A 25,023-nucleotide genomic window follows, 5' to 3' on the forward strand; every position below is an offset into this window, starting at 1 on the left:
CTATGATATCTTTTTAAAGGAGGTGTATATGACTAAACAAAAAATAAATCAAATTGTCGGTTCAATCGGGGCCTTTATCGGGATTATTGTATTTATCGCCTACATCCCACAAATTTTTGCCAATTTACAAGGCAACAAAGCTCAACCATTCCAGCCTTTATCCGCAGCAGTATCTTGTTTAATTTGGGTTATTTACGGGTGGACAAAAGAACCTAAGAAGGATTGGATACTAATTATTCCAAACTCAGCTGGCGTTGTCTTAGGTGGACTGACATTTCTTACTGCACTATAAAAGTTACTAGCATATAATCAAAAAGCTGAGAAACTCTTCTCAGCTTTTTTCTATATTCTCAGATAATTAGACGCCTGCACTCACTTATTTCCGCTTTTCCACTCACAATCATTCTCGTGGTCGTCAATCAAACCTGCTGCTTGTAGAAAAGCCAAAACCGCAACTGGACCTGTGAATTTGAAACCACGTTTTTTGAGATCCTTGGATATTTTCTCAGATAAAGACGTTTTAGCTGGGGCTAAGCGATAGTCGGGGACATCATTGATGATGGTTTGTCCATTGACAAAAGACCAGAGATAGGCATCAAAGGAGCCATATGCTTCCTGAACTTGTAAAAATGCTTGGACATTGGAGCGTGTCGCAAAGAGCTTGGCACGATTTCGGATGATGGCTGGATTCTCTAACAAGGCTTCCAACTCCCCATCTGTCATTTCCGCGACCGCTTGAATTTGATAGCCATGAAATGCTTCTCGGAAAGCCTGGCGTTTGTTGAGTACCGTTTCCCAAGACAGACCAGCCTGATAAGTCTCCATACAGAGCAGTTCAAAAAGAGCGCGGTCATCATGAAGGGGTTGCCCCCACTCCTCATCATGATAGGCTACATATAAGGGATTATTCATTTTTACCCAACCACAGCGTTTTGGCATATTATACTCCTATTTGACCAACATCTTAAGGGCCGACTTGATATAGTTCTCTGCTGTATCCGTCGTTCCTTCAAAGAATTTCTTGATTTTCTTAAGTTCAGTCGCCTTGTAGCCCAGTGCCAGCATGGCTTCCATAGCTTCTTCCAGTTCTTGGTTTTCAGCGCTGGTTTGCACTGCGACCTTGGAAGGAAGGTCATCACTAGCCACGACTACCTTGCCTTCCAAGTCCAGCACCATCTGCTGGGCTGTTTTCTTGCCAATTTTAGGGAACTTGGTCAAGTAGGTGATGTTCTTAGTCTCGATCGCTTGAACCAAGCCAGCATTGTCATCAGCTGCGATGATAGCAAGAGCTGACACAGGACCAATCCCTGAGACCGAGATCAGACTGAGAAAGAGCTTTTTCTCATCTTCTGAGCGAAAACCGTAGAGCAGATGGGCATCCTCACGAACAACTTGGTGCACATAAATCTGAGTTTCTTGATTGACCTGACCTGAGTAGGCATAGGGATTGGCTACATGCAAGATATAACCGATAGAGTTGACTTCCAATACGATGTACTTGGCTGTAATTTTACTGATGATTCCTTTAAAATATTCGTACATTATTTTCACTTTCTATAATTGATTTGCAATTCCGTGTAAATGCGCTGCTCTGATGATAAGAAGCAGCCCAAGTACTGCACACACAATAAAAACGAGCCAAACACCTACAGCACCTGTTGCAGCGCTGATAGAAATCATCGCCCCCGCTAAAATAGACGCTAAAGGCTGCGCCATATTAAGGAAACCTGAGTAGGTTCCGAGCTTATTCTCATTCATCATTTCCGCCCGCAAAACTTGGCTTGGCGGCATGCAGATGAGTTCCCCCATAGTATAGAGAATGGCTAGCAAAAACAGAGCCCAGAAACTCCTGAAGACAATGGTGAAAAGCATACCCAAGTCAAAGATAATACTTCCCAATAAAAACTGCGGTATGATCTTCATTTCCTTGGTCAAACGATTGGCAGTCGTTATGAAGCAAACAATAATCAGGGTATTGATAAAAACCATGATACTGAGCATCTTAGCTCCTGAAATATGAATACCGAAAACACTACTCGCGATGAATGACTCTTTCAAATGAACGGGTATATAATTGTCAATTTGCAACCAGATAACACCATTAAATACAGTCCCTAACGTATAAAGTAGGAAAATTTTGTCCTGAAAAACAGAAACATAATTTTTCACAGTTGCCAAAGGACTGCTACCATGCTCAAAGACCAGATTAGCTGGCTTGCTTTCTGAAAAATATTTCCAAGCGAGGAAAAAATTCAAGAAGCTAATCACCGTCAAAACCAGAAGCAGCTCAAAAAAATGGTGGTCGTAAAAGAAACCTGCAAGCCCTGCTCCTAACATAACGGATACATTGACAAACCAATAACTAATCGTATAAACGAAACGGCGATTTTGCTCGTCGGTCAAATCAATAATCATCGCATCAATAGCCGGCCAAGAGAAAGTTCCTGCGGTCTCTGCCAGCAACATTCCGACAAAAGTCAAAAAGGGAAAAATATGATTAGGCATATTTGCCAGCAGCACAAGAAAGTAGCCACTCGCAAGACCAAAGTTTCCCCAGTCAATGACTTTCTTACGTCCCCAAAGATCCGCCAAATGTCCACCATACAGTCCAGCTAAAAAACCAATGAGTTTGGTTGTGATCATCAATAACCCCGCCCAAAAGGCTCCAAAATATTGAACATAGTACATGGCCATAAAAGGAGTAATGGCACTCTCTAAAATCCGTGCTACAAAGCTCATCCATTCCCGCATTTGAATTTGCTTGGGGAGGGCAAAAAATTCTTTCATCTTTCATTCCTTTTTCATAATTTCTTCGCTTTTTCTTACCTAGTATATCATATTTTTTTGCTGAAAACTGCAAACACAAGTGCAACCTCTGGTTGACAAATAGTACAAGAGATTGTATTCTCATTATAAGTAAAAATTGTTAGGATAGAGGTAGAAAAAGGAGGATAGAATCATGAAACTCACAGAAAAACTATTTGAGCTCCGAAAGGAAAAAGGTTGGTCCCAGGAAAAGCTAGCTGAACAAATCAATGTTTCTCGGCAAAGCATCTCAAAATGGGAGTCTGGACAAGTCTTTCCTGAAATCGAAAAAATCATTGAATTAAGCAAGATTTTTCAAGTGACAACTGACTATCTGCTACTGGATGAAAACTCTGAAAAAGATTCCACAGCAGTAATTTTTGAGGAAGACAAGGACAAATACTATAAGGAGGTTAAATCCTTTGGTCTTTGGCAAGTGATTTATATTTTCGTCTTAGCTCTGGCTATCTATCTCTTTTTAGCTGGTTCTAGTTTTCCAGCCGAGTTCACCGCCTGGATTTGGCTGACCTTCGTTCTTTTGATTGCTTCAGCGATTGCTATCAGCAAGACTCTCAAAACCAAACAACGTTATCTTGATAAAGTGATTGGTCTTGAGAATCCCTCAAACCAAGACGACTCTATGAAACCTTGAGTCAATTGAATCATATTTCTCATTACTTTTTCTTGTCAAGCAAGTGTAAACCTCATGGCAAGTTGCCATGTCCATTCAAAATTCCCACCATAGAAAAGCTAAAAAGCCTTGTTTGGAAAAAACAAAGGCTTTTTGTGTTCTTAATATTTCCCCAACTCACGGAGGCTAGTATGATTCTCCTGAATTCGTCGGAACATTTTTTCCATATCCGACTTGGTAAAATGCACCAAAACAGGACGTCCGTGGGGACAGTTGTAAGGATTGTCACATTGAGAAAGCTGATAAAGGAGTTGTCTGGCTGAGTGGTCATCGATGCGATGGTTGGCCTTGATAGACCGTTTGCAGGACATCATGATAGCCAGCTCTGCTCGGTATTTCTTGATCGAAACTTCCTTGGTCAAGAGGAGCATATCACACATTTCATAGATGCCTGACTCAATCTCTTCTTCTGCCATCCAAATAGGATGTTCACGCAGGATGAATTGATTTTCTCCGTACTCTGCTAAAAAGACGCCCACTTCCTCCAAAAGAGGCATTCTTTCCTTGAGACGAAGCGCATCATCTGCTGGGAATTCAAAGATGTAGGGCACTAGGAGTTGTTGCTGACTCTGGTCAACATTGCCGATGCTTTCACGGTATTCCTCGTACTTGACTCGTTCCTGAGCCGCGTGCTGGTCTATGATGTAGAGTCCATCTCGCCCTTGGGCAAAGAGATAGGTCCCGTGCATCTGTCCGAAAAACTCCAACTCTGGGAAACTCGATGCTTCTTCTCGCTCCAGCTTGTCATAAGCCTTATCGAGGCTAGCAAGATCTAACTCTGGATGGTCTAGTTGGTCGTAGTTAGCAGGCTTTCTCTCTGCAAAATGCAGTTTTGCGGGCTTAGTCAATTGGTCCAAAGTTTCTTTAGCAAACAGGGTTAGGTCCCTACCCTCCTCAGTTAATTCAACCTGGTGGTCAGCCACCTCAGCTTGACTAGGTTTTGAGAGTTCTGTTTTTTCATAGTAGAGCGTATTTTCTTTGAGTGGGAGAACGGTCTGCTCTACCTTTTGACGATTACGCACGGTCGACTTGGCAAGATTTTCTAAAGCATCAGGAATCAAGGCTTGCTCCTTGAGACTATTTGAAATAGCCTCTGAAAGCAGCGCCATCAGTTCTCTTTCCTTAGAAATCCGCACTTCTTGCTTGGTCGGATGCACATTGACATCTGCCAAATAAGGATCAATATGGATGTGAATGACAGCCAGTGGAAAACGCCCTACCATGAGCTTGCTTCCATAACCGTCAAGAATAGCACGGTTGAGTAGAAAGTTCTTGATATAACGGCCATTGATGAAGAGGCTGATATAGTTGCGATTTGCTCGGGTTAACTCAGGCAGAGACACAAAACCTGTAATTTCGAAATCTAAGTCAGAGTTCTCAATTTCAATCATCTTCTTAGCACTCGCCAAACCATAAATCCCTGCGATGGCTTGTCGCAGTTGACCAGTTCCTGCTGTCCGTGTCATTTCCTTGCCATCACTAATCAAGCTAAAAGAAATCTCAGGATGGGCTAACCCTAGACGGTTGACAATATCAATGATATGGGATAACTCTGCCTGCTGACTCTTCATATACTTGAGACGAGCTGGTGTATTGAAAAAGAGGTCCTCCACACAAACTTTGGTTCCCACAGGACTAGTCGCTGGGATGACTTCCTCAACTTCACCCCCACGCGCAACGAGCTTGGTCCCATGACTCGCACCATCCACCGCCGTCAACAGAGTCAAGACACTGACAGAAGCGATCGAAGGCAGGGCTTCACCACGAAAACCAAGCGTTCGAATCCGAAAGAGATCAGCTTGATTTTTTATCTTACTGGTCGCATGACGACGCAGGGCCAATTCCACCTCATCGTGGGCAATTCCATGGCCATTATCTGTGATTTGAATCTTCTTAAGACCAGCTTCCTCAATCTCAATGATAATCTGGCTAGAGCCTGCGTCAATGGCATTTTCTACCAACTCTTTGACCACACTGGCAGGACGTTCGATAACCTCCCCTGCCGCGATCTGGTTTGCCAGCACCTCTGGCAATTCAATAATATGAGACATCTTTCAGCCCCTTTCTGTATCTATTTTCCTAGAAATTGATTAGTGCTATTATACCATATTTCAAATGCTATCAGAAAAAGCAAATACCACATAGACTCAAAATCTCTCCACATAGGCAAAAGCTCTTGCCATGGGTCGTAAAATAGTGTTTAATAAAGGTGTACAAGAAGTGATCACAATTTTGTATGAAATATAAGGAGGGGAATTTATGAAAGTAGAATTACAGATTAAGGAGACTTATGAGGAGGAAAAGCTGATTGTCCAAACTCCTCAGCCTACCGAAAAAGTCCAGAAAGTCATCGAGTTCGCAGAAAATCTTGACCAAAAAGAAACAATCAAAGGAAAGATTGATGATCAGGTCTATCTAGTTAAGATTTGTAAGATACAACGCTTCTATATCGAGAATCGCAAGGTTCTAGCAGAAACTGCATCTCAGACCTATACCATTGATTCGCGTCTCTATCAAGTTCTTGACATTCTGCCGACCACTTTTATCCAAATTTCCCAATCAGAAATCGTTAATATTGACGCTATCTCTCATCTCAAGCTCACGCCCAATGGTCTGGTTGAAATTTTCTTAAAAAATGAAAGCTTCACCTACTCTTCACGCCGTTACCTAAAAACCATCAAGGAGAAATTAGAACTATGAAAAAACAAATCTTTCACGATGCAGCCGCTGGTGTACTTATCGGCCTCATCCTCTCTATCCTCTTTTCACTCATTTATGCACCAAATACCTATACCCCACTAAGCCCCGAGTCTCTTATCGGCCAAGCGATGGTGCAACATCAGGTTCACGGTGCCTTGGTCTTGCTCTACTGTATGATCATCTGGTCAGCTATCGGCGTTCTCTTTAGCTTTGGCGGTCGCTTATTCAGCCGTGACTGGAGCTTGCTCCGTGCCACACTTTCCCATTTCTTCCTCATGCTGGCTGGCTTTGTCCCACTGGCAACTCTGGCTGGTTGGTTCCCCTTCCACTGGACCTTCTATCTCCAGCTCATTCCAGAGTTTGCGATTGTCTACCTCATCATCTGGGCTATTCTCTATAAAAGAGAAGCAAAAAAAGTGGACCACATCAATCAACTTTTGGCCCATAAAAAGTAATAGAGAAAAATCCCACTCACAAAAATGTGAGTGGGCTCTTTTTATAACTTTTGTTTGAGCTCAACCAAGACATTCATAGCCTGCATAGGTGTCATGTTGTACACATCCAGTTCAGCTAATTCTGCTAGGATAGGATGTTCTGCTGGCGTATCAAAGAGAGAAATCTGTTCCGTGACGGCGCTAGTTTGCCTCATCGGAGCTGGACTTTCTCCCCCTTGACTCTCCAGTTGCGTTAAAATCTTATCCGCTCTTGCTAAAAGTTCTCCTGGTAAGCCAGCAATCTTAGCAACGTGGATACCGTAGGATTTGTCAGCTGGTCCTGGTTCGATCTTGTGAAGGAAGGTGACCTGCCCATTCTGCTCCAAGGTTGCCACGTGGACATTGACCAAGTGTTCCAAGCTGGACTCCAGACTGGTCAACTCATGGTAGTGGGTCGCAAAGAGGGTTTTGGCTCCGATATGTTCATGGATGTATTCGATGATGGATTGGGCCAGAGCCATTCCGTCATAAGTTGCAGTTCCGCGTCCCAATTCATCAAAGAGAATCAAGGAATCCTTGGTCGCATGCGAAATGGCATTGTTGGCCTCCATCATCTCCACCATAAAGGTTGATTGACCTGAAACCAAGTCATCTGCTGCTCCGATACGGGTAAAGATAGCATCGAAGATAGGCAAATGGGCGCTTTCTGCCGGCACATAAGAACCCAGCTGGGCCATCACCGCCGTCATGGCTAACTGGCGCATGTAGGTTGACTTCCCGCTCATGTTGGGCCCTGTAATTAGCTGAATACTGGTATCTTCTGCCATCTGGATACTGTTTGGAATGTAGGTCTGAGCTCCCATGACCTTTTCGACGACAGCATGGCGCCCTTTTTGGATATCTATTTGTGAATCATCCCCAAACTCAGGTCGGATCAAATGCTGGGTTTCAGCCACAACTGCGAGACTTTGCAAGACATCAACTGTCGCAATTCCTTGGGCTAGCGCCTGCAAACGCTGGATGTACTTGCTGACCTCTTCACGGATACGCATAAAGATTTCGTATTCGAGGTTGGCTGACTTCTCACGCGCCTCTAGCATATCCCCCTCGATACGGGCCAATTCCTCAGTCCCAAAGCGTTCCGAGTTTTTCAGTGTCGCCTTGCGGAAAAAGTGGGCTGGAACATTTCCCAGTTGCGAATTAGTCACATGGAAATAGTAACCATCTTTTTTATTGTAGTCGATCTTGAGCGTGCTGATGCCAGAGTTTTCCCGCTCCTTAGCCTCAATCTCAGCAATCCAGCTAGTCCCTTCTCTGAGCACACGACGATACTTGTCTAAGGTCTCATCAAATCCCGTACGGATAATGCCACCTTCCGTAATCACGTGAGGAGCTTCAGGAGCAATGGCAGCACTAATCAAGCTCTCCAACTCCGGAATGGCATCCAGCTGTGCGATGAGATAGGCTAGAGCAGGCTGCTCCATGCCTTCTAAAATCGCACGAATCCGTGGTACACTAGATAAGGTAGCCGCCAGTTGCAAGAGATCCTTGGGATTGGTCTTGCCAAAAGAAACCCGACTAGCTAAGCGTTCGATGTCATAAACACCCTTGAGACTGTCCGTTAAATCACTGCGCTCAAAGAAGTGGTCAAGAAAGACCTGCACCACCTCTTGACGTTGGATGATTCGCTCCCTATTAATCAAAGGACGATGAATCCAAGAGCGCAAGAGCCGCATGCCCATAGCCGTTTTGGTTTCATCTAAAAGCCAGAAAAGACTGCCTTGCTTCTTGCCTGAACGGGCATTCTCAACCAAATCCAGACTAGCCTTGGTCGCATAGTCCATCTGTAAGAAATCTTTGATTTCATAGCGGATAACTGGTTTGAGGTGGTTCAATTCCCGCATCTGGGTCCGATGAACATACTGGAGTAGCTTACTAGCTGCCGCTTGCTCCACAGCTGCCAATCGTGGATCTAGTAAATGAAGGTCCTCAAAGCCTTCTTTCTCATAAGAAAGCACCAAATTCATCTGACGGCTGAGGATTTGTTCTTCTTCCTCAGACAAGTTATAACCCAGCACTACTTCTCGCGCCTTGAGGTTGCGAATTTCCCCACAAACCAACGTGAAATCTAATAGACCTGTCACATAGAAATCACCCGTCACCAAATCCATATAAGCTAGACCAAACTGATTGCCATCACGATCTAAGGCAACCAAGAAATTATTCTGACTATCCGGCTTACTGCTATCGACGACCGTTCCAGGTGTGATGACCTGGACCACCTCTCGCTTGACAACTCCAACCGCTTGTTTGGGATCTTCCATCTGCTCGGCTATGGCTACCTTATAGCCCTGCTCAATCAGAACATCGATATACTGTTGGGCAGAATGATAGGGGACGCCCGCCATGGGTATCGGATTTTCTGCATTTTTATTCCGACTTGTTAAGGAAATTTCCAAAATTTGCGCTGCATTAATTGCATCTTCATAGAACAACTCGTAAAAGTCACCCATTCGAAAAAGCAAAAAAGCATCTGGGTATTGTTTCTTAATATCCACATACTGTTGCATGCCGGGTGATAGCTTTTCTGTTGCCATTTTCCATCTCTCCTTGCTAAAAATAAGTCTTGAGAGCAACTCCCAAGACCTTATTTATCTTTCATCAAATCTAGCAAACGATCTTCCATCAGCTTGGCAACGTGCTGGTCTCGACAAATAACCAATAAGGTATTAGCACCAGCAACCGTTCCTAAAATCCATTCATCCTTGTTTGCATCTACAATGTTTGCTAAGACTGCAGCTTCCCCAAGTTTGGTATGAAGTACCAAGGTGAACTCTGCTCTTGCAACACCTTCTAAGTGATGAGACAAAAACTCAACTAAATCAATCTTATCTGTCTCATTTGCTAGTACATAATACACCATATCATTTTTCTTAACCTTGGTCAAGCCGATTTCACGCAAATCACGTGACAAAGTCGTTTGTGTCACATAAACATTACGAGCTTCTAAACGATCTTGAATCTCTTTTTGTGTCCCAAGTTTTTCTTCGGTGATCATCTTTTTAATCAATTGATGCCGTTCTCTTTTTCTCATATTATCCTCTTAAGTGAATATTTATAACAACTTTTACATTTATTTTATAACTATATTATACCAAAAAAACTAGATAATTCAAAAAAATTCTTTTCTTTCTCAAAAAATGTAGTAAATTGTGTTAAAATAGTAAAAAAGCCCAAAAGGAGCCCTTATGAATACAAAAGAATTGATTGCTAGTGAGTTGGCTAGCGTCATTGATAGCCTGGATCAAGAGGCTATTTTAAATTTACTGGAAACACCTAAAAATTCAGAAATGGGAGACATCGCCTTCCCTGCCTTTTCTCTAGCAAAGGTCGAGCGTAAAGCGCCGCAAATGATTGCAGCAGATATTGCTGAAAAAATCAATAGTCAAGCCTTTGAAAAGGTTGTTGCTACTGGACCTTACGTTAACTTTTTCCTTGATAAATCTGCTATTTCGGCTCAGGTATTGCAGAATGTCATCACTAAAAAAGAACACTATGCCGACCAAACCATTGGCAAGCAAGAAAATGTCGTTATCGACATGTCTAGTCCCAATATCGCAAAACCATTCTCTATTGGGCACTTGCGCTCAACGGTTATCGGAGATAGCTTATCACATATTTTCCAAAAAATCGGCTATCAAACGGTCAAGGTTAACCACCTAGGAGACTGGGGCAAACAGTTTGGAATGTTGATCGTTGCCTACAAGAAATGGGGAAATGAGAAAGCTGTTAAAGCGCATCCAATCGATGAACTTCTTAAACTCTACGTTCGCATCAATGCTGAAGCTGAAAAAGACCCTAGCTTGGATGAAGAAGCACGCGAATGGTTCCGCAAACTGGAAAATGGAGATGAGGAAGCCCTCGCTCTCTGGCAATGGTTCCGTGATGAAAGTTTAGTGGAATTCAACCGCCTTTACAATGAATTGCAAGTCGAATTTGATAGCTACAACGGGGAAGCCTTTTACAATGATAAGATGGATGCTGTTGTAGACATTCTCGCTGAAAAAGGACTTCTTGTTGAGTCAGAGGGAGCCCAAGTTGTCAATCTTGAGAAATATGGAATTGAACATCCAGCCCTTATCAAAAAATCTGATGGTGCAACTCTCTATATCACACGTGACTTGGCTGCAGCCCTTTACCGTAAAAACGAATACCAATTTGCCAAATCCATCTATGTTGTTGGTCAAGAGCAATCTGCCCACTTCAAACAACTCAAGGCAGTGCTACAAGAGATGGGCTACGATTGGAGCCAAGACATTGTCCATGTTCCGTTTGGTTTAGTAACAAAAGAAGGGAAAAAACTCTCTACCCGTAAAGGAAATGTCATCTTGCTAGAACCGACTATCGCTGAGGCTGTTAGTCGTGCCAAGGCCCAAATCGAAGCGAAAAATCCTGAGTTAGAAAATAAAGACCAGGTTGCCAACGCTGTTGGAGTTGGGGCTATCAAGTTCTATGATCTTAAGACCGACCGTACAAATGGATATGACTTCGACCTTGAAGCTATGGTATCCTTTGAAGGAGAAACTGGACCTTACGTTCAATACGCCTACGCTCGTATCCAATCTATCTTGCGCAAAGCCGATTTCAAACCAGATGCAGCTGGCAACTACAGCTTGAACGATGCTGAAAGCTGGGAAATCATTAAGCTACTCCAGGACTTTCCACGTATTATCAATCGTGCAGCAGATAACTTTGAACCTTCTATCATTGCGAAATTTGCGATTAGTTTGGCTCAAGCATTTAACAAATATTATGCACATACACGTATCCTAGATGAAAGTCCTGAGCGCGACAGTCGTCTGGCCCTCAGCTACGCAACCGCAGTCGTCCTCAAAGAAGCTCTTCGTTTGCTCGGAGTAGAAGCGCCGGAGAAGATGTAAATCGCCAAAGTTACTTGATTGCAGAGCAATCTAAGTAACTAACGCCAAATCCTATTCGGACTTTGGCTAGGCGCTTCACTAGTAAAGAAACATAAATATTGTCGATTTATGTTTCTTTACGTCGTAACCAGTACGAGTTGCCCAAACGCTTTACTAATTCACCAGACCAAATAATATCGATTTGGTTAGGCTCATGTCGTAATCTTTTAAATTACTTGAAAGCAATCTGAAAGATTGAGGCAAAATAACATTTATATTGTGTTCGGCATTGTAGCATTTCAATGAAACAATTTATTCACTTTTACTATTTATCACACTGGGAGATTTCCTATGAGCCAATATGCTTATATCCTCGTTGTACTTAGCTTGGTTTTCCTTTTTCTGCTCAATAAGTACGAGAAGGAAAGACTTCAAAGACTCTACCAAGAGCAACTTTTGAAGGACGAGACATTTAGGTCTGACATCAAAGAGAAAATTCACACGACTGAAAATATCAATGATGTCATTGCACATATCAATAAAACTTACCGTCTGGGAATGTTGCTCTCAAAAGACGTCACAGATCAATTGAAATAATCAAAATCCGAGAAGCTTTCTTCTCGGATTTTTTAGGCTTACCATATTCTCCTTGGAGAAATTTCATTAATGCATGTAAAGTTTTCTGTAATTTTCTATATTTTTTCAAAATGGTCTTGCATTTCTTTTAAGTTTTTTGTAGAATAGTAGCTATCTATTCAGATTATTCTGAAAATTCAAAAATAGGAGCGTTTATTATGTCACAAGTTACGTTATCAAACCAGTCAACCTGGGCAAGCAAACTAAAGGCAATGGGGCCAGGAATCCTGATGGCTTCTGCTGCCGTTGGAGGTTCTCACATTGTATCCTCTACTCAAGCTGGTGGTTCTTATGGTTGGTCACTACTCCTATTGGTTATCTTGGCCAATGTTTTTAAATATCCATTTTTCCGTTTTGGTGCAGAATATACTGCTGATACTGGTAAAACCTTGGTCGAAGGCTACGCTGAAAAAGGCAAGTTCTATCTCTGGATTTTCTTTGTCCTCAATGTCTTCTCTGCTATGGTCAATACAGCTGGAGTCGCTATCCTTTGCTCAGCCATCATCGCTAGCGCCTTCCCAATGATTGGACTTAGCATCACTCAATGGTCCCTTATCCTTGTTGCAGTCATTTGGGCCATGCTACTCTTTGGTGGCTACAAACTATTGGATGGTATGGCAAAATGGATCATGTCCGCTTTGACCATTGCAACAGTTCTTGCAGTTATCATTGCAGCAATTAAGCATCCAGAATATAGCTCTGATTTTGTCGAAAAGACACCTTGGCAAATGGCGGCCCTCCCTTTCATCGTTTCCCTCTTAGGATGGATGCCTGCTCCTATTGAAATTTCAGCCATCAATTCACTCTGGTCTGCTGAAAAGAAAAAGACTGTCAACTTTAATACAGAGGACGCCCTTTTCGACTTTAACGTTGGTTACATTGGAACTGCTATCCTAGCTGTATTCTTCGTGGCACTAGGAGCGCTTATTCAGTATCCTACAGGACAAGCAGTTGAAGCCGCTTCAGCCAAGTACATTTCTCAGTTTGTGGGTATGTATGCCTCTGTTCTTGGAGAATGGTCTCGTTATTTGATTACCTTTATCGCCTTTCTCTGTATCTTTGGAACGGTCATCACCGTTATCGATGGCTACTCTCGTGTCAATCAGGAATCGCTACGACTCTTGATTCGTCAAAAAGAGGATACTCGCAAATCTTTGAACATCTGGATGACCATTACCGCTATCATTGGTATCGTAATTATTAAATTCTTTGCTGGACAAGTTTCAACCATGCTTCGCTTTGCCATGATCGGTTCTTTCCTGACAACACCATTCTTCGCTCTTTTGAACTATGTATTGGTGACACGTGAGAATAAAAATCTTCCTTCTTGGCTAAAACTCCTCGCTATCGCAGGGTTGATTTTCCTCTTTGGCTTTGCTATTTTCTTTATCTATGCACTTGCCATCGGAAAAGCAGGATAGTTTATAAATGGCACCCTTACGGGGTGCTTTTTGTATACGCAAAAAGCAGTTGAAAATCTCAACTGCCCTTCAGTACTACTTTATTTTTCTGTTTCTAACTCATACAAATCTGCAATAATCGCTGCGACCTTTTTAATATCTTCCAGCATGCCTCTCATTTCAAAATCTGCTAGAACAGGGAAACCAAAGCGCTGACTGTACTGCTTGGCAGTCAAACAGTATTGGTTATTAAAATTGCGATTGCCAGATCCCACTACGCCAAAACACTTACTGGCATTATCTCCATAGGCGATAAAATCACCCACTGGAGTCGTCAGAATCTCAACATCACCATTATCGACACCATTCCCACCTTCCAGATAGGTTGGTAAAAAGGCAACATAAGGATGGTCCATCTCAAAGAAATCTTTTCCTTCCTTGACCAAATCCTTGATATGGATCTTTTGGACCTCAATCCCTTCGTGCTGGGACAAGAGATAGTCCTTAAGTCGGGTTACAAAACTCTCTGTATTCCCACTCAAACTGATATAAACTAAAGATATTTTTTTCATATTGACCTCGATTTTTATTTTTGGATAGTAAAAGAACTACCAAGATTGTAACTTGATAGTTCTCTTTTGTCAATACTTAGGCAACTTCTTCTGCTTCGACTTCTTCGGCCAAATCCTTTTGCTGGCGCCACATCTTGTAAAAGACTAAGGCTAAAAAGAGAACATTGATAATGATGAATAAAATATTCGTTCCTTGTGCAAATGCTCCCATTCCTAAGCCGAGGGTAGTATCTTTGATTAATTGAACTGCATCTTGAACGTTCATATAGCTATAAACCAAACCAACAATAGCTAGTAGAACATAGCCAATATAAGCATAGTTTGCAAATTGGACGTTTTTACGAACTAAGAACACAAAGGCTACCACAACTAAAATAGCAGATAAAACAATCAAAACTACATTAAAAATTGAGTGCGATGACGCTGTTACTTGGTAAGTATAGTTGACTGTGTCTTCTAATTGCTGAGCAGTAAGCGTCCCGCTATTCGCCAGGCTAGCACGAAGCACATCTTTACTTGGCAATGGACTCAAGATTCCAAATAATGACATAGATGAAATAAGGGCTGATAGGACTAACAAGACCCAAAGATAAATAGGATTCTTTTTCATGTTTTCCTCCATAAGATATTTTGAACATTATAGCATTTTTTGTACAGGAATACAACTTTTACAAGCTGGTTTCAACTTGTTTCCGATAAGCTTTCGGTGATTTTCCGCACAATTTACGGAAAACCTTATAGAAATATCCAACATTACTATAGCCAACTGCATAGCAAATATCTTCGATACTATCACTGGTCGAAAGTAAGAGTTGCTGCGCTGCCTTAATTCGCTGTTTATTGAGCAGTTCCGCAAAGGTTGAGTTGGTTTCCCTCTTGATCAGCTGACCGAGATAGACAGGATTGATAAAGAGATCCTTGCTAATATCCTTAAGTGAGAGCTCTTTCTGATAATCACGCCCAATCACCTCCAGCACGCTCACCACATTTTCATTCATGCGGTACTGGCCAAAGAACTTGGTCAAGGTTTCTTTGATATAGGCAACCAATTCTTCAAAGGTGTTAATGGCATGGATAGCTTTGACTATCTCGGTCATATCATCTGCTTTTAGGTGTTCAAACAAATGAAAGACATCCATGACAAACTGGGTAAAGAGTTGCTTCGTGATAGCCACGCGCGGGGTATTCTCCAAGACGACCTTCTCTAGCAGGGTTAATTCCTCGATGATTTGATTGATATTCCCTTGGATAATCACCCGATAAATCGGCTCATAATAAGCAAACAAACTCTCAGATTTTTCTAGATTGACTGAACCGTAGAAAAGGGCTTTTTCAGCGTTGATCTTCCAATTCTCAAAGGACTGCTGGTAGGGTGCTTCAAATGGTGTCACGACGATGCCATCGAGCGGTTGATCAGAGATGAAAATCTGCCAATCTTGCCCCAAAACATAGTAAGGAATGGTAAAAGAACCTTGCTTTTCCTTGGATAGACCAATCCACCAGCTGTCTTTACCTGACAGGTAGTTCGTAAATCCTGTCTCATCCAATTCTTGACTGAGGGTCTGACTTTGTTCCACCTTTTCCTGAAGCTGTCGCGCAATCTTTTCTAATAAATGGCCCAACTCCACCTTGTCTACTGGTTTGACCAGATAATCCACGACACTAAGGTTCATGGCTTTTTTAACGTACTCAAACTCCTGATAACCAGACAGCAAGATATAATAGGTATCTGGAAGTAGCTCTTTCATTTCCCTAATCATCTCAAGTCCGGTCTTATCTGGCATATTGACATCGGAAATGACCACATCTACTGGATTTTTCTTAACATAGTCCAAAGCATCATCTGCGTGATTAGCTGTTGCGACGACTTGCATATCCCATTTTTCAAAGGGGATTAATCGCTTGAGCCCCTCTGTCACCATGTACTCATCGTCTACTAATAAAACTTTATACATTTCTACCCTTTCTATTCATCCTGGATAGTGATATGGTAACGAACACCCTCTTGCTCAGCTGACTCTACACTGATTTGGTAGCGATCCCCAAAATAGAGAACAAAGCGTTCGTGTACATTGACTATTCCAATTGACTGCCGCTCCCCACTATAGCTTGCCTCGTGTTCAAAACTTCGTTGAGCTAATTTTTCTTGCAAGCTAGCTAGTTTCTCAGCGGTCATTCCCCGACCATTGTCTTCCACTAAGATTTCAACGAATCCTTGGCCCTTCAAGGCTTTGATACTGATGACATTATCCGTTCTGCGATGGTCAACACCATGGGCAAAGTAGTTTTCTACTAATGGTTGGAGTGTGAATTTTGGAATCCTCATTTCTTCCAATTCTGGTGCAATCTTGAAACCATAAGCAATGGATTTAGGATAACGCACCATACAGAGATAGCTATATTTTCGGCAAAATTCCAACTCCTGCTTCAAGGTCGTTTCCCGCTCGTCGGAGATATTATTGCGTAACAAGCTGCTAAATTCATAGATAATATCTGCCAGTTCATCCTGATTTTGCATGACGGCATACATCCGTAAAAACTCTAGAGTATTGTACATAAAGTGAGGATTGATTTGAGCCTGCAGGGCTCGCATATTGGCATCTTTTTGGCTGAGCTCTAGCTGATAGATATCATGGATATTTTTTTCCAGGCGATCCAACATATCATTAGTTGTTTCTGCAATGAGAAGCAACTCTTGGTCTTTTTCAGAGGTATCAATTCGAAGGCCTTCTTCCCCTTGAGCAATCACCTCGATCGAATCTACTAGGTCTACGACCTGCTTTTGATAATTTGAAAAAGTCTGTCTAAGAGTCACGTACAAAATAATGATAAAGAGAATACTTAGCCCAATAATGACAGCTGAACTCGTCAAAGTTCCTGTAAGAACAAAATTTTTAGGAACAGCAACTCGAACCTGATAACCGTGAGAGGTGACACCTACAAACCAGTTTTCTCGCTCGGCTGAGACCTTCTCCCCAATATGGAACATCTCAGTCTCAAAAGGCGAAGTTACTGTTACAGCCATTGGGATATGGCCTCGAGTATTGTCAATAGCGCCATGTAAAACATCTGGGGATAGGGAGATATAGATCACTCCTAAATCCTTGTCAGACACAGGATCAGAAACAGGAATGGCAAAACTATTGGCTGTTGGCTTAAAATCCTCCGCAGGAACTTTCTCTCCACTGCGTTTTTCTCTAGTCGAAACATATACTTCCTTGTAGTCCTGAAGAACAATAGCCACTCCAGTCACAAAATCATTCCGAACATAGAGGTCATCAATATTTTCATACAGGGAAACCGAGATATAAGGTGAAGTTTTACGCTCTAATTGCCAATAGAAGTAGTCTGGTGTGCTGAGACTGAAATACTTGTAAATTCCTTCGATGCGGGCCTGATTTTCAACCAAAGACTGAGCAAGTTGGGTTGACTCTCTGTGATAATATTCCACTTCACTCACTGTCCGAGTGGTCACACGTTCTGCAACCCGTTGGGCCTCTTTCTCACGCGAGTCCCAGTCAGCATACGATAGCATAATCGCAAAACTGGCAATGACCACGATCATGACCAAACTATAAATCCGTAAAAGAGAGTGAAGCCAGAACTGCTTCATTCTATTTTGTCGCCAATTTTTCATGGATACTTTCATAAATAGGTTCCAACATATCACTGATAAAGAAATGCCACATTCCAATTCCTACAAAAAAGAGCAAGGCAGGCATATAATAACCAACTCCTACAAGGAGAGCGGACCCGAGTAAAACCTTGGCAATCGCAGGTAGGCTCATAAAAATCCCGATAAGGGATAGTTTCAAGGTATTTTGGTAGGATAAATCAAAGTAGACCTGAAGTTTCAAGGAAACAGTATAGGCTAGAAAGACAAGAGCAACTACAAGGACATTGAGAAAGGTCGCCAAGAGGTGGAAAATCGTCTGGTGGGGCAATTGAACTAGAAGATACAAACCATAAACTAGGACAAGATCCACAAACACAAAACTATAGAAAGCCAGATTACTCTTGACAAAATTGCTCTTATACAATTCCCAAGCTTCCTTCAAATGGTATGCTCGATAGGTATAACCATGCTCCCCATACAAACTCATCAGGGTAGCACTAGCTGGGGCCAAACCAAAGATCACTCCTCCTGCTAGTGTTAATAGCCAGAAATAAGCCGTCGCAATCATTCCCAAAAAGATACGATTAAAGACGAATTCTAGAAATTTTCCCATACTACTCTCCTTAAACTAACAATGTAACTATTATATCATATTTCAAACGTTTTCAAAAATATAGAACTCCCATTTACAATCCTCAAAAAGCGTGATACAATTGGTTTTGTTAATTCGTATCAAGGAGATTCTCATGAAGAAAAATATCTTAACCACCCTCTTGGCCGCCGTCCTCTACTTTCTCTGTGTAGGGATTGGAGTCTTCCTAGGACACCTGGTCGACCAAACAGGCAATATGTTCTACGCACCTGCCTTTTCTGCCCTTGTCGGTGGCAGTGTCTATATGCTTCTTTTGACGAAAGTCCCTCGTTTTGGCGCTATTACGACTCTAGGTCTTTTTATGGCACTTTTTTTCCTAGCTAGTAAGCATGGCGCTGGTGCCTTTCTCCCAGGACTCGCCTGTGGTCTTGCAGCAGATGCCATCGCTCGTCTCGGCCACTACAGAGACCGAATCAAAAACACCCTCTCCTTCCTCGTCTTTGCTTTTAGCACAAGTGGCCCTATCTTCCTCATGTGGATCCGTCCCAAAGCTTACGTGGCCACCTTACTTGCACGTGGGAAATCCCAAGAATACATTGACCGTATCATGGTCGCTCCAGAGTTGGACAAAATCCTTCTCTTTGTTTCGAGCATCCTCCTAGGTGCCTTGATTGGGGCTGTTATTGGCCAATTTCTAAGTCAAAAAATAGCTGATAAACTATAAGATAAAAGCCCTGAAGACTAGCTATGCCTAGTTCCAGGGCCTTTTTGTATACAATCTTAAAATTCACTATAGATAAATTCTTGAATATTCGAAAAATCGGTCACAAAACAGTAAATCACGATGCTCAAGATAACCGTATAGAAAAATAGTGTCCACAAGATTAAACGATGTGTATTAGTTAGCTTGGTTTGCAAATTTATAAAGTTCTTTTTCAACTTCCATCCATCCTTTCACTCCAACGTGCATCACGTCAAATAAAAAGTAATTATCATACTCTCTGTTTCCATAGTTTAGTACAGTTGCACCATGGCTTTTTGCGACATCTTCTATTTTTTTATAAGTTTTTTCTCGCATCTCTCTTGAGATACCCGTATAGTCATTCCATTTCCCGTTTACTGGGAAAATAATGACCTCAACTTCAATGCCCAATTCCTTGGCAACTGTCAAGAAGAGTTCCATATCTGAATACTCTGGTGACTCTAGGTAACTCAAATCTTTATTGGAATCTTTCAGTGATGCATAGCGGTCTTTTAAGTAAGTATTGTAGTAATTATTATCAACAGCATAGTCATTATTGTCTGTTTTCTTTTTGACCTCTTCCACAAACCGATCCGTCATTTTTTCCCAATCATAGTTTGGGGTTTTGTCTCCTAGCGAAGGATAATCTGATTTGGCATGTTTTTGATAAAAAGTCTGTTTGAGCTTAAAGGAATACATCACGTTCTCAAACTCTAATAGTTTTTTTTCAACAATAGTTCCTTTTCCATCTATGAAATAACTTTTGTATTTTTTGTAGATGTCATTTTGTTGCTTGTTTCCCTTGGTAATCTCGATAATGCGATTGATCAGTTTCTCTTTCGTTTCCTTACTAATCTTGTCATTATCTAGCATGTGGAAAATATGTTCCTGAGAAGCCTTGTTCAAAAAGGCATCTTGATGGGTCCCATCTTTTTCAAACCACTGAACCGACTCTACTATAGCTACTTTTCGCTTACTCATAGATCCTTCAATAGAGCCCAAGGTCGTAGCCTGAATGATGTTTTGAGAATAACTAGTCCCAATCTGCATGATATTAAAATCGTTGTAGTTAAAAATTTTATTTGGATGATAGTCTTCATTTATCGTTGCAACCAACTCTGAAGAACCCATTAGAACCAGTGTATTGGGAGTGATATTGCTTGTTAGAATATCTCTACTTTTATACTTTTCATACGAGGTGCTATAACGAATACTGTTATCCTTGACTTTATAATAATCATCAATCTTCTTGACATAGGTCACATTTAAAAGGGCAAGCGTCGCAATTACGAGCACAAGCGATAGTAAAAATGCTTTTAATTTAATCATCTCGTTTTATCCTATCCCTTCAATCTGGCAGACTTCTTTTCAATCTCTTATCTCTTTAAAATCGTCAGTAAGATTTTATAGGGTTCACCTGAAAAGATAAAGAAACCAACCATAACCAAATTCATGGTCACAAACCAACTTAGTAGCTTATACCAGTTTTTGTTTTTATTTTTCTTATAAAAATTGCTTTTCTTTTGATACACTTCAAATCCAGCCATCAAGACACCATGGTAAAAACCATAGACAATGTAACTAACACTAAGACCATGCCAAAAACCCATGACCAACATATTGACCATATAGGCATAGGTTGCATTGTGTAGTCTATTTTTAAACCATTTTTTCCTGATAACCTGCATCAATACTCTTGAAAATACAAAATCTCTCAACCAGGTCGACAAGGTGATATGCCATCTGGTCCAGAAATCCTTGATATCAACACTCAAGAAAGGTTTGTTAAAGTTCATCGGTGTCTGAATACCTAGAATGTTACTACTTCCAACGGCCATTAGACTATAGCCTGCAAAGTCGAAGAACAGATACAAGGTATAGAGGTACATATACTTAATTGAGTAGACGACTGTACCCGTATTGCTTAGAGTGAGTAACATCTGGTAAACATAGGTTGATAAAACAACCTTGTAAAGAAGGCCTAGAACAATACGATACACACCGTCCCCTGCTAACTCTAGATACTCTTTTCGAGGCATGACCTCGTTTATCTCTTTTAAAAATCTCCTACTCCGATCAATCGGACCAGCACTAACTGTTGGGAAAAAGAGTAAAAACTGTAGATAATCTTTTACACTGACTTTTTCTTTGATCAAGCCATCCGATATCTCTAACATGATCTGAATGGTCTTAAAGGACATGTAAGAAATTCCAATAAAGGCCAACAAATGCAGAGAAGTCAGGGCAAAGACTTTATTGATTACTAAAGGAAGAATGGAAAGGAAAACCAGTGGTTTCAGCCGCTTTGCCTCTATCCTCTGTGCTAGAAAAACCAGAAAATATTGATAAACGACAAAGGCAAGCAAATAGACCATCATCGCTCGACTCTTACCATAGATAGCTCCTGCAAATAAGAGGGAGAGCACCAAAATATAGTAGTCCTTACGTTTTTCAAAAAAGTTTACCACAAAACCAATCAGTAAAACTACAGATAAGAGAAGGAAAAACTCATTCCCCTCGAAATAATTCATACCAGCCAAACTCCTTTACATTATCATCCCTTCTATAGCAAACTTTCTGACTTGCTAATTGGGGACCTTTATTTATTATAGCATATTTCTAAAAAGAAGCTTTATCCTTCTTGCATTTCGGTGAGAAAACAAAAAGGAGTCTCTTTGAACTCCTTCCATTTATTTATGACTTAATTTCTTGGTCAAGAAATCTCCCAAGAACTGGATTGTAAAGATAATCAAGATGATAATGATGGTTGCCAAGATGGTCACATCGTGATTGTAACGGTTAAATCCATAGGCAATGGCCACATTACCGATACCACCAGCACCAACTGCTCCTGCCATAGCTGTTTCACCAACAAGGGAAATCAAGGTCACAGTCGTCACACGAATCAAATCTGGAAGACCTTCTGATAGGTAAACACCCACGATATCCCAGAAGGTCGCTCCGCTCGCTTGAGCTGCCTCAATGACACCGCCATCCAGCTCAGCCAAGACAACCTGCACCTGACGGGCAAAGAAGGCAAAGACCGCAAAAGAAAGGGGGACAAGAGCTGCATTTGGCCCGATACTAGTCTTGACGATCAAGTGAGAGAGTGGCGACATGATTGCCAAGAGGATGATAAAGGGAACCGCACGGAAAATAGAGGTAATCTTATCTAAAATCCAGAAAACAACCTTGTTCTCCAAGACACCGCCTGGCGCTGTCAAGACGAGGAAAAGACCTGCCACCAACCCCAAGAACCCTCCGATGATGAAGGAAAGAACTGTCATATAAAGAGTTAGGTAGATGGCTGTTCCCCAGCCTGCCTGACCAGCCCAGCCCATCTTATAGACATTTGGTAGATAAGTTTGAATCAAATCTGTCATTTTACTGTCCTCCCTTCAATACTTTTAACTGCACACCAGCCTGACGGATGGCATCTTGGGCACCTGCTAGCGCTACTTTTTCACCTGACAAGACCACCACCAATTCTCCGACAGGAGTGCCATCGAGAATTTCGATATTTCCATAGAGGATATTGGCCGTTACTTGGTAATGTTTGTACAATTCATTCAAAAGTGGCTCGTCTGTTGAAGCCCCTGCATACTTGAGCTGCACTAAAATACTGTTCTCAGATAAATGTTCTACGATTTCTTGCTTCTCAATCTTGACCATTGCTTCGTCAATACCTGTGGCAGTTGAGATAAAGTCCTGGGTCAAAGGTTGTTTAGGGTCTGAGAAGATTTCAAGGACACTACCCTCTTCAATCAAACGGCCATCCTGCATGACTGCCACACGGTTGGCAATGTCTTTGACAATCTGCATTTCATGCGTAATCAAGACAACCGTCAAGCCTAATTTTTGGTTCAAATCTTGCAACAAGGCCAAAATCTGCTTGGTTGTCTTAGGGTCAAGGGCAGATGTTGACTCATCTGAAATCAAGATTTTTGGATCATTGGCCAAGGCACGCGCAATAGCCACACGCTGTTTTTGCCCTCCCGATAGTTGTGAAGGGTAGTTTTCAGCACGATCTGCCAAGCCAACCAAGTCTAACAACTTAGCTACTTTGGCTTTCTTTTCTTCCTTGCTGAGTCCAGAGTGTTTGAGGGCAAAGGCCACATTCTCCTCTGCTGTCTTCTGACTCATGAGGTTAAAATGCTGAAAAATCATCCCGATATCCTGACGTTTACGACGCAACTGCTCTGCCGTCAAGGTCACCTTGCCATCAAAAATCACATCGTCGTCAATGGTAATTTTCCCTGCAGATGGTTTTTGCAAGAGGTTAATCACCCGTACAAGGGTTGATTTCCCTGCTCCAGAATATCCAACGATTCCGTAGATATCCCCTTCTTGGATGTGAATGGTCACATCCTTGACCGCTGTGATGGTTCTCTTCTTTTGGTGAAAAGTCACATCAATCTGATCTAACTTGATAATATCTCTACTCATAGCTTCTAATCAGCTCCTCTACTAATTCAATATGGGTGTAGTAATCGGCGATTCGCACGTTTTCATCTCCACCATGGTCTCGGCTATTGGCATTTCCTAGACCGAAGGCCACCATTGGTACCTCTAGGGCATCAAAGACCGTATGCATAGGTCCTGTCCCCGCTGTTGTCGGCAAGACTGAAACGCCCTGTGGATAGAATTTCTTGGCCAACTCGATCACATTGAGAATGGCTGGTGCGCTCATATCGCTTCGATAGCTCATCTCTCCCAAGGTATAGTATAATTCTACCTTATCAAAGCCATTTTTGTCTAGCTGTTTCCGAATTTTTTCCAGAACATCATGCGGTTCTAGGCCAGGAACCAAACGAACCTCTAGCTTAGCACTGGCTTCTGCTGGCAAAATCGTTTTAACCCCTTGCCCTTGATAACCTGACTGAATCCCTTCGATATTAAGGGCTGGCTCGAAAAAGAAACGTTTTAGAAAGGCTGCACGATCCTCTTGTAAGAGAGGCAATTCCAAGCCATAAATGCGACTGATTTCCTCAGGATTGCGTTGGGCGTAGGTGTCTACCAAGGCTAGTTCTCGTTCATTTGGCTCTTGAACATTCTCGTACAAGCCTTCTACCAAAATACGTCCATCAGCAGCTCGCAGACTACTTAAGGCCTGGATAAGATACCACGGCGCTGACTCCACGACACCACCATAACTCGAGTGGATATCCACATCCGCACTTTTCACCTTGGCATCAAAGGTCACAATCCCCTTGTTTCCACCAGAGATTTCCAGCTGTTCCAAGGCGTTCTTGGTTCCTTGTTCCCAGACTAGCAAGTCCGCTCCACGAAGTTTGTCTGCGTGTTTCTCTAAATACTTATCTAGATCCATGGAAGCAGATTCCTCTGCTCCCTCCATGATAAAGCTGATATTGACAGGTAGGTCATCATGATGCTGCATATACTTTCTCAGAGCACTCAAACGAGCCGTGATATGGCCTTTGTCGTCATCAACCCCACGTCCATACATAAAACCATTTCGCACAGAAAGGGTAAAAGGATCCTCTGTCCACACCTGGTCGCCATCCGCTGGCACGGTGTCATAGTGATTATAGAAGATCAAGGTCTTGGCATCCGGACGCGAGCTCTTGAAATGCGCCATGACAAAGGGAGCCGTATAAGTCTCATCAATCTCGACTTCAGCTCCTACACGCTTGAAAATCTCACCCAGATAGTTTGCGACTTCCTTGAGTCCAACCTGCTGGGCAAAAACTGATTTCTTGGAAATCAAGGTGCGCAAGACTTCAAAATAATGTTGGGCCACATGATCCTTCTCAAATTTTTCAATCTGCTCTTGTTCGCTAGGAAAAACCATTTTCTCTCTCTTTCTACTACGTACTTGCGTCCTCAAAACGACCACAAGTGCCTCTTTAAAATCAACTCTCTATACAAAAGCAAGAGGTGGAAACTCTCTCCCAC

24 protein-coding genes are annotated in these 25,023 nt (G+C 42.0%); 8 read left to right on the forward strand and 16 right to left on the reverse strand.

From position 1 onward, the window contains the following. Positions 1-28 precede the first annotated feature (28 nt). Entirely contained in the window at positions 29-292 is a 264-nt protein-coding gene (locus tag PCY17_RS04445; RefSeq protein WP_000166112.1) for a SemiSWEET family transporter, read from the forward strand. An 80-nt stretch (positions 293-372) separates the two neighbouring features. On the opposite strand, the gene PCY17_RS04450 is transcribed toward PCY17_RS04445, so the two are convergent. The 3 genes from PCY17_RS04450 to PCY17_RS04460 are packed head-to-tail and all read right to left on the reverse strand — an operon-like array spanning position 373 to position 2,787. Continuing rightward, positions 373-939 (reverse strand): DNA-3-methyladenine glycosylase I, encoded by a 567-nt coding sequence (locus PCY17_RS04450; protein ID WP_001126061.1) that lies wholly within the window; start codon positions 937-939, stop codon positions 373-375. Positions 940-948: 9 nt separating this feature from the next. Next, positions 949-1,542, reverse strand: a complete 594-nt coding sequence (gene ruvA / locus PCY17_RS04455) for a Holliday junction branch migration protein RuvA (protein ID WP_084856516.1) — start codon at positions 1,540-1,542, stop codon at positions 949-951. Positions 1,543-1,554: 12 nt separating this feature from the next. Further along, positions 1,555-2,787 carry an MFS transporter gene (locus tag PCY17_RS04460; RefSeq protein ID WP_049484717.1) on the reverse strand — a complete coding sequence of 411 codons (1,233 nt, stop codon included), beginning with the start codon at positions 2,785-2,787 and terminating at the stop codon, positions 1,555-1,557. A gap of 172 nt (positions 2,788-2,959) precedes the next feature. Here PCY17_RS04460 and PCY17_RS04465 point away from each other — a divergent pair, with 172 nt between their 5' ends. Then, complete coding sequence (locus PCY17_RS04465) at positions 2,960-3,457, forward strand: helix-turn-helix domain-containing protein (RefSeq protein ID WP_065371520.1); 498 nt, start codon at positions 2,960-2,962, stop codon at positions 3,455-3,457. 140 nt (positions 3,458-3,597) lie between these two features. On the opposite strand, the gene mutL is transcribed toward PCY17_RS04465, so the two are convergent. Continuing rightward, complete coding sequence (gene mutL / locus PCY17_RS04470; RefSeq protein WP_301392012.1) at positions 3,598-5,547, reverse strand: DNA mismatch repair endonuclease MutL; 1,950 nt, start codon at positions 5,545-5,547, stop codon at positions 3,598-3,600. Positions 5,548-5,755: 208 nt separating this feature from the next. On the opposite strand from mutL, the gene PCY17_RS04475 reads away from it, so the two are divergent. Beyond that, positions 5,756-6,196 carry a LytTR family DNA-binding domain-containing protein gene (locus PCY17_RS04475; RefSeq protein ID WP_301392014.1) on the forward strand — a complete coding sequence of 147 codons (441 nt, stop codon included), beginning with the start codon at positions 5,756-5,758 and terminating at the stop codon, positions 6,194-6,196. Beyond that, positions 6,193-6,651: a DUF3021 domain-containing protein gene (locus PCY17_RS04480; RefSeq protein WP_301392016.1), complete on the forward strand. Its 459-nt coding sequence runs from the start codon at positions 6,193-6,195 to the stop codon at positions 6,649-6,651. Before PCY17_RS04475 ends, PCY17_RS04480 begins: the two co-directional genes overlap by 4 nt. A 41-nt stretch (positions 6,652-6,692) precedes the next feature. Here PCY17_RS04480 and mutS read toward each other — a convergent pair whose 3' ends face one another. After that, positions 6,693-9,227 carry a DNA mismatch repair protein MutS gene (gene mutS / locus PCY17_RS04485; RefSeq protein ID WP_301392018.1) on the reverse strand — a complete coding sequence of 845 codons (2,535 nt, stop codon included), beginning with the start codon at positions 9,225-9,227 and terminating at the stop codon, positions 6,693-6,695. Positions 9,228-9,277: 50 nt separating this feature from the next. Continuing rightward, positions 9,278-9,724: an arginine repressor gene (gene argR / locus PCY17_RS04490; protein ID WP_001231483.1), complete on the reverse strand. Its 447-nt coding sequence runs from the start codon at positions 9,722-9,724 to the stop codon at positions 9,278-9,280. A gap of 154 nt (positions 9,725-9,878) precedes the next feature. On the opposite strand from argR, the gene argS reads away from it, so the two are divergent. The 3 genes from argS (at position 9,879) to PCY17_RS04505 (ending at position 13,606) form a co-directional block, all read left to right on the forward strand. Continuing rightward, positions 9,879-11,570 (forward strand): arginine--tRNA ligase, encoded by a 1,692-nt coding sequence (gene argS, locus PCY17_RS04495; RefSeq protein ID WP_301392021.1) that lies wholly within the window; start codon positions 9,879-9,881, stop codon positions 11,568-11,570. 330 nt (positions 11,571-11,900) lie between these two features. Further along, positions 11,901-12,146, forward strand: coding sequence for a hypothetical protein (locus PCY17_RS04500; RefSeq protein ID WP_000084866.1), 246 nt, complete (start codon positions 11,901-11,903; stop codon positions 12,144-12,146). A gap of 197 nt (positions 12,147-12,343) precedes the next feature. Further along, positions 12,344-13,606, forward strand: a complete 1,263-nt coding sequence (locus PCY17_RS04505; protein ID WP_076984269.1) for an NRAMP family divalent metal transporter — start codon at positions 12,344-12,346, stop codon at positions 13,604-13,606. Positions 13,607-13,686: 80 nt separating this feature from the next. Here PCY17_RS04505 and nrdI read toward each other — a convergent pair whose 3' ends face one another. The 5 genes from nrdI to PCY17_RS04530 all read right to left on the reverse strand — a co-directional run bounded on the left by nrdI (position 13,687) and on the right by PCY17_RS04530 (position 18,386). Beyond that, positions 13,687-14,157, reverse strand: a complete 471-nt coding sequence (gene nrdI, locus PCY17_RS04510; protein ID WP_247940487.1) for a class Ib ribonucleoside-diphosphate reductase assembly flavoprotein NrdI — start codon at positions 14,155-14,157, stop codon at positions 13,687-13,689. Positions 14,158-14,233: 76 nt separating this feature from the next. Then, positions 14,234-14,767 (reverse strand): ABC transporter permease, encoded by a 534-nt coding sequence (locus PCY17_RS04515; protein ID WP_216732506.1) that lies wholly within the window; start codon positions 14,765-14,767, stop codon positions 14,234-14,236. Positions 14,768-14,825: 58 nt separating this feature from the next. Further along, on the reverse strand, positions 14,826-16,112 hold the full coding sequence (locus PCY17_RS04520; RefSeq protein WP_049500066.1) for a response regulator transcription factor: 1,287 nt from the start codon (positions 16,110-16,112) through the stop codon (positions 14,826-14,828). An 11-nt stretch (positions 16,113-16,123) separates the two neighbouring features. Beyond that, a complete protein-coding gene (locus PCY17_RS04525) occupies positions 16,124-17,794 on the reverse strand; it encodes a sensor histidine kinase (RefSeq protein WP_301392102.1) in 1,671 nt (556 codons plus the stop codon). Next, positions 17,772-18,386: a YesL family protein gene (locus PCY17_RS04530; protein WP_049484711.1), complete on the reverse strand. Its 615-nt coding sequence runs from the start codon at positions 18,384-18,386 to the stop codon at positions 17,772-17,774. The genes PCY17_RS04525 and PCY17_RS04530 overlap by 23 nt, the downstream gene beginning before the upstream one ends. 133 nt (positions 18,387-18,519) lie before the next feature. Between PCY17_RS04530 and PCY17_RS04535 the strand changes: the two genes are divergently transcribed. After that, positions 18,520-19,089 carry an MptD family putative ECF transporter S component gene (locus PCY17_RS04535; RefSeq protein ID WP_049478948.1) on the forward strand — a complete coding sequence of 190 codons (570 nt, stop codon included), beginning with the start codon at positions 18,520-18,522 and terminating at the stop codon, positions 19,087-19,089. Positions 19,090-19,263: 174 nt separating this feature from the next. Here PCY17_RS04535 and dltD read toward each other — a convergent pair whose 3' ends face one another. The 5 genes from dltD to PCY17_RS04560 form a co-directional block, all read right to left on the reverse strand. Next, complete coding sequence (dltD, locus tag PCY17_RS04540; protein WP_301392028.1) at positions 19,264-20,436, reverse strand: D-alanyl-lipoteichoic acid biosynthesis protein DltD; 1,173 nt, start codon at positions 20,434-20,436, stop codon at positions 19,264-19,266. Positions 20,437-20,483: 47 nt separating this feature from the next. Beyond that, entirely contained in the window at positions 20,484-21,638 is a 1,155-nt protein-coding gene (gene dltB, locus PCY17_RS04545; RefSeq protein ID WP_301392029.1) for a D-alanyl-lipoteichoic acid biosynthesis protein DltB, read from the reverse strand. Between the two features lie 159 nt (positions 21,639-21,797). Continuing rightward, positions 21,798-22,490 (reverse strand): methionine ABC transporter permease, encoded by a 693-nt coding sequence (locus PCY17_RS04550; protein ID WP_000130737.1) that lies wholly within the window; start codon positions 22,488-22,490, stop codon positions 21,798-21,800. A gap of 1 nt (position 22,491) precedes the next feature. Next, on the reverse strand, positions 22,492-23,553 hold the full coding sequence (locus PCY17_RS04555; protein WP_000085681.1) for a methionine ABC transporter ATP-binding protein: 1,062 nt from the start codon (positions 23,551-23,553) through the stop codon (positions 22,492-22,494). Beyond that, positions 23,546-24,919, reverse strand: coding sequence for a M20/M25/M40 family metallo-hydrolase (locus tag PCY17_RS04560; protein ID WP_084944281.1), 1,374 nt, complete (start codon positions 24,917-24,919; stop codon positions 23,546-23,548). The genes PCY17_RS04555 and PCY17_RS04560 overlap by 8 nt, the downstream gene beginning before the upstream one ends. Positions 24,920-25,023 lie beyond the last annotated feature (104 nt).

Source organism: Streptococcus sp. SO2 (genome assembly GCF_030440025.1).

Coding starts and splice junctions, on each gene's coding strand:
- mutS (WP_301392018.1), bottom strand. CDS start 9,227: ATGGCAACAGAAAAGCTATCACCCGGCATGCAACAGTATGTGGATATT.
- PCY17_RS04530 (WP_049484711.1), bottom strand. CDS start 18,386: ATGGGAAAATTTCTAGAATTCGTCTTTAATCGTATCTTTTTGGGAATG.
- PCY17_RS04450 (WP_001126061.1), bottom strand. CDS start 939: ATGCCAAAACGCTGTGGTTGGGTAAAAATGAATAATCCCTTATATGTA.
- dltB (WP_301392029.1), bottom strand. CDS start 21,638: ATGAATTATTTCGAGGGGAATGAGTTTTTCCTTCTCTTATCTGTAGTT.
- nrdI (WP_247940487.1), bottom strand. CDS start 14,157: ATGAAAAAAATATCTTTAGTTTATATCAGTTTGAGTGGGAATACAGAG.
- PCY17_RS04525 (WP_301392102.1), bottom strand. CDS start 17,794: ATGAAAAATTGGCGACAAAATAGAATGAAGCAGTTCTGGCTTCACTCT.
- PCY17_RS04520 (WP_049500066.1), bottom strand. CDS start 16,112: ATGTATAAAGTTTTATTAGTAGACGATGAGTACATGGTGACAGAGGGG.
- PCY17_RS04555 (WP_000085681.1), bottom strand. CDS start 23,553: ATGAGTAGAGATATTATCAAGTTAGATCAGATTGATGTGACTTTTCAC.
- PCY17_RS04515 (WP_216732506.1), bottom strand. CDS start 14,767: ATGAAAAAGAATCCTATTTATCTTTGGGTCTTGTTAGTCCTATCAGCC.
- PCY17_RS04550 (WP_000130737.1), bottom strand. CDS start 22,490: ATGACAGATTTGATTCAAACTTATCTACCAAATGTCTATAAGATGGGC.
- PCY17_RS04560 (WP_084944281.1), bottom strand. CDS start 24,919: ATGGTTTTTCCTAGCGAACAAGAGCAGATTGAAAAATTTGAGAAGGAT.
- PCY17_RS04500 (WP_000084866.1), top strand. CDS start 11,901: ATGAGCCAATATGCTTATATCCTCGTTGTACTTAGCTTGGTTTTCCTT.
- PCY17_RS04465 (WP_065371520.1), top strand. CDS start 2,960: ATGAAACTCACAGAAAAACTATTTGAGCTCCGAAAGGAAAAAGGTTGG.
- PCY17_RS04480 (WP_301392016.1), top strand. CDS start 6,193: ATGAAAAAACAAATCTTTCACGATGCAGCCGCTGGTGTACTTATCGGC.
- argR (WP_001231483.1), bottom strand. CDS start 9,724: ATGAGAAAAAGAGAACGGCATCAATTGATTAAAAAGATGATCACCGAA.
- PCY17_RS04460 (WP_049484717.1), bottom strand. CDS start 2,787: ATGAAAGAATTTTTTGCCCTCCCCAAGCAAATTCAAATGCGGGAATGG.
- ruvA (WP_084856516.1), bottom strand. CDS start 1,542: ATGTACGAATATTTTAAAGGAATCATCAGTAAAATTACAGCCAAGTAC.
- PCY17_RS04475 (WP_301392014.1), top strand. CDS start 5,756: ATGAAAGTAGAATTACAGATTAAGGAGACTTATGAGGAGGAAAAGCTG.
- PCY17_RS04535 (WP_049478948.1), top strand. CDS start 18,520: ATGAAGAAAAATATCTTAACCACCCTCTTGGCCGCCGTCCTCTACTTT.
- PCY17_RS04505 (WP_076984269.1), top strand. CDS start 12,344: ATGTCACAAGTTACGTTATCAAACCAGTCAACCTGGGCAAGCAAACTA.
- PCY17_RS04445 (WP_000166112.1), top strand. CDS start 29: ATGACTAAACAAAAAATAAATCAAATTGTCGGTTCAATCGGGGCCTTT.
- argS (WP_301392021.1), top strand. CDS start 9,879: ATGAATACAAAAGAATTGATTGCTAGTGAGTTGGCTAGCGTCATTGAT.
- mutL (WP_301392012.1), bottom strand. CDS start 5,547: ATGTCTCATATTATTGAATTGCCAGAGGTGCTGGCAAACCAGATCGCG.
- dltD (WP_301392028.1), bottom strand. CDS start 20,436: ATGATTAAATTAAAAGCATTTTTACTATCGCTTGTGCTCGTAATTGCG.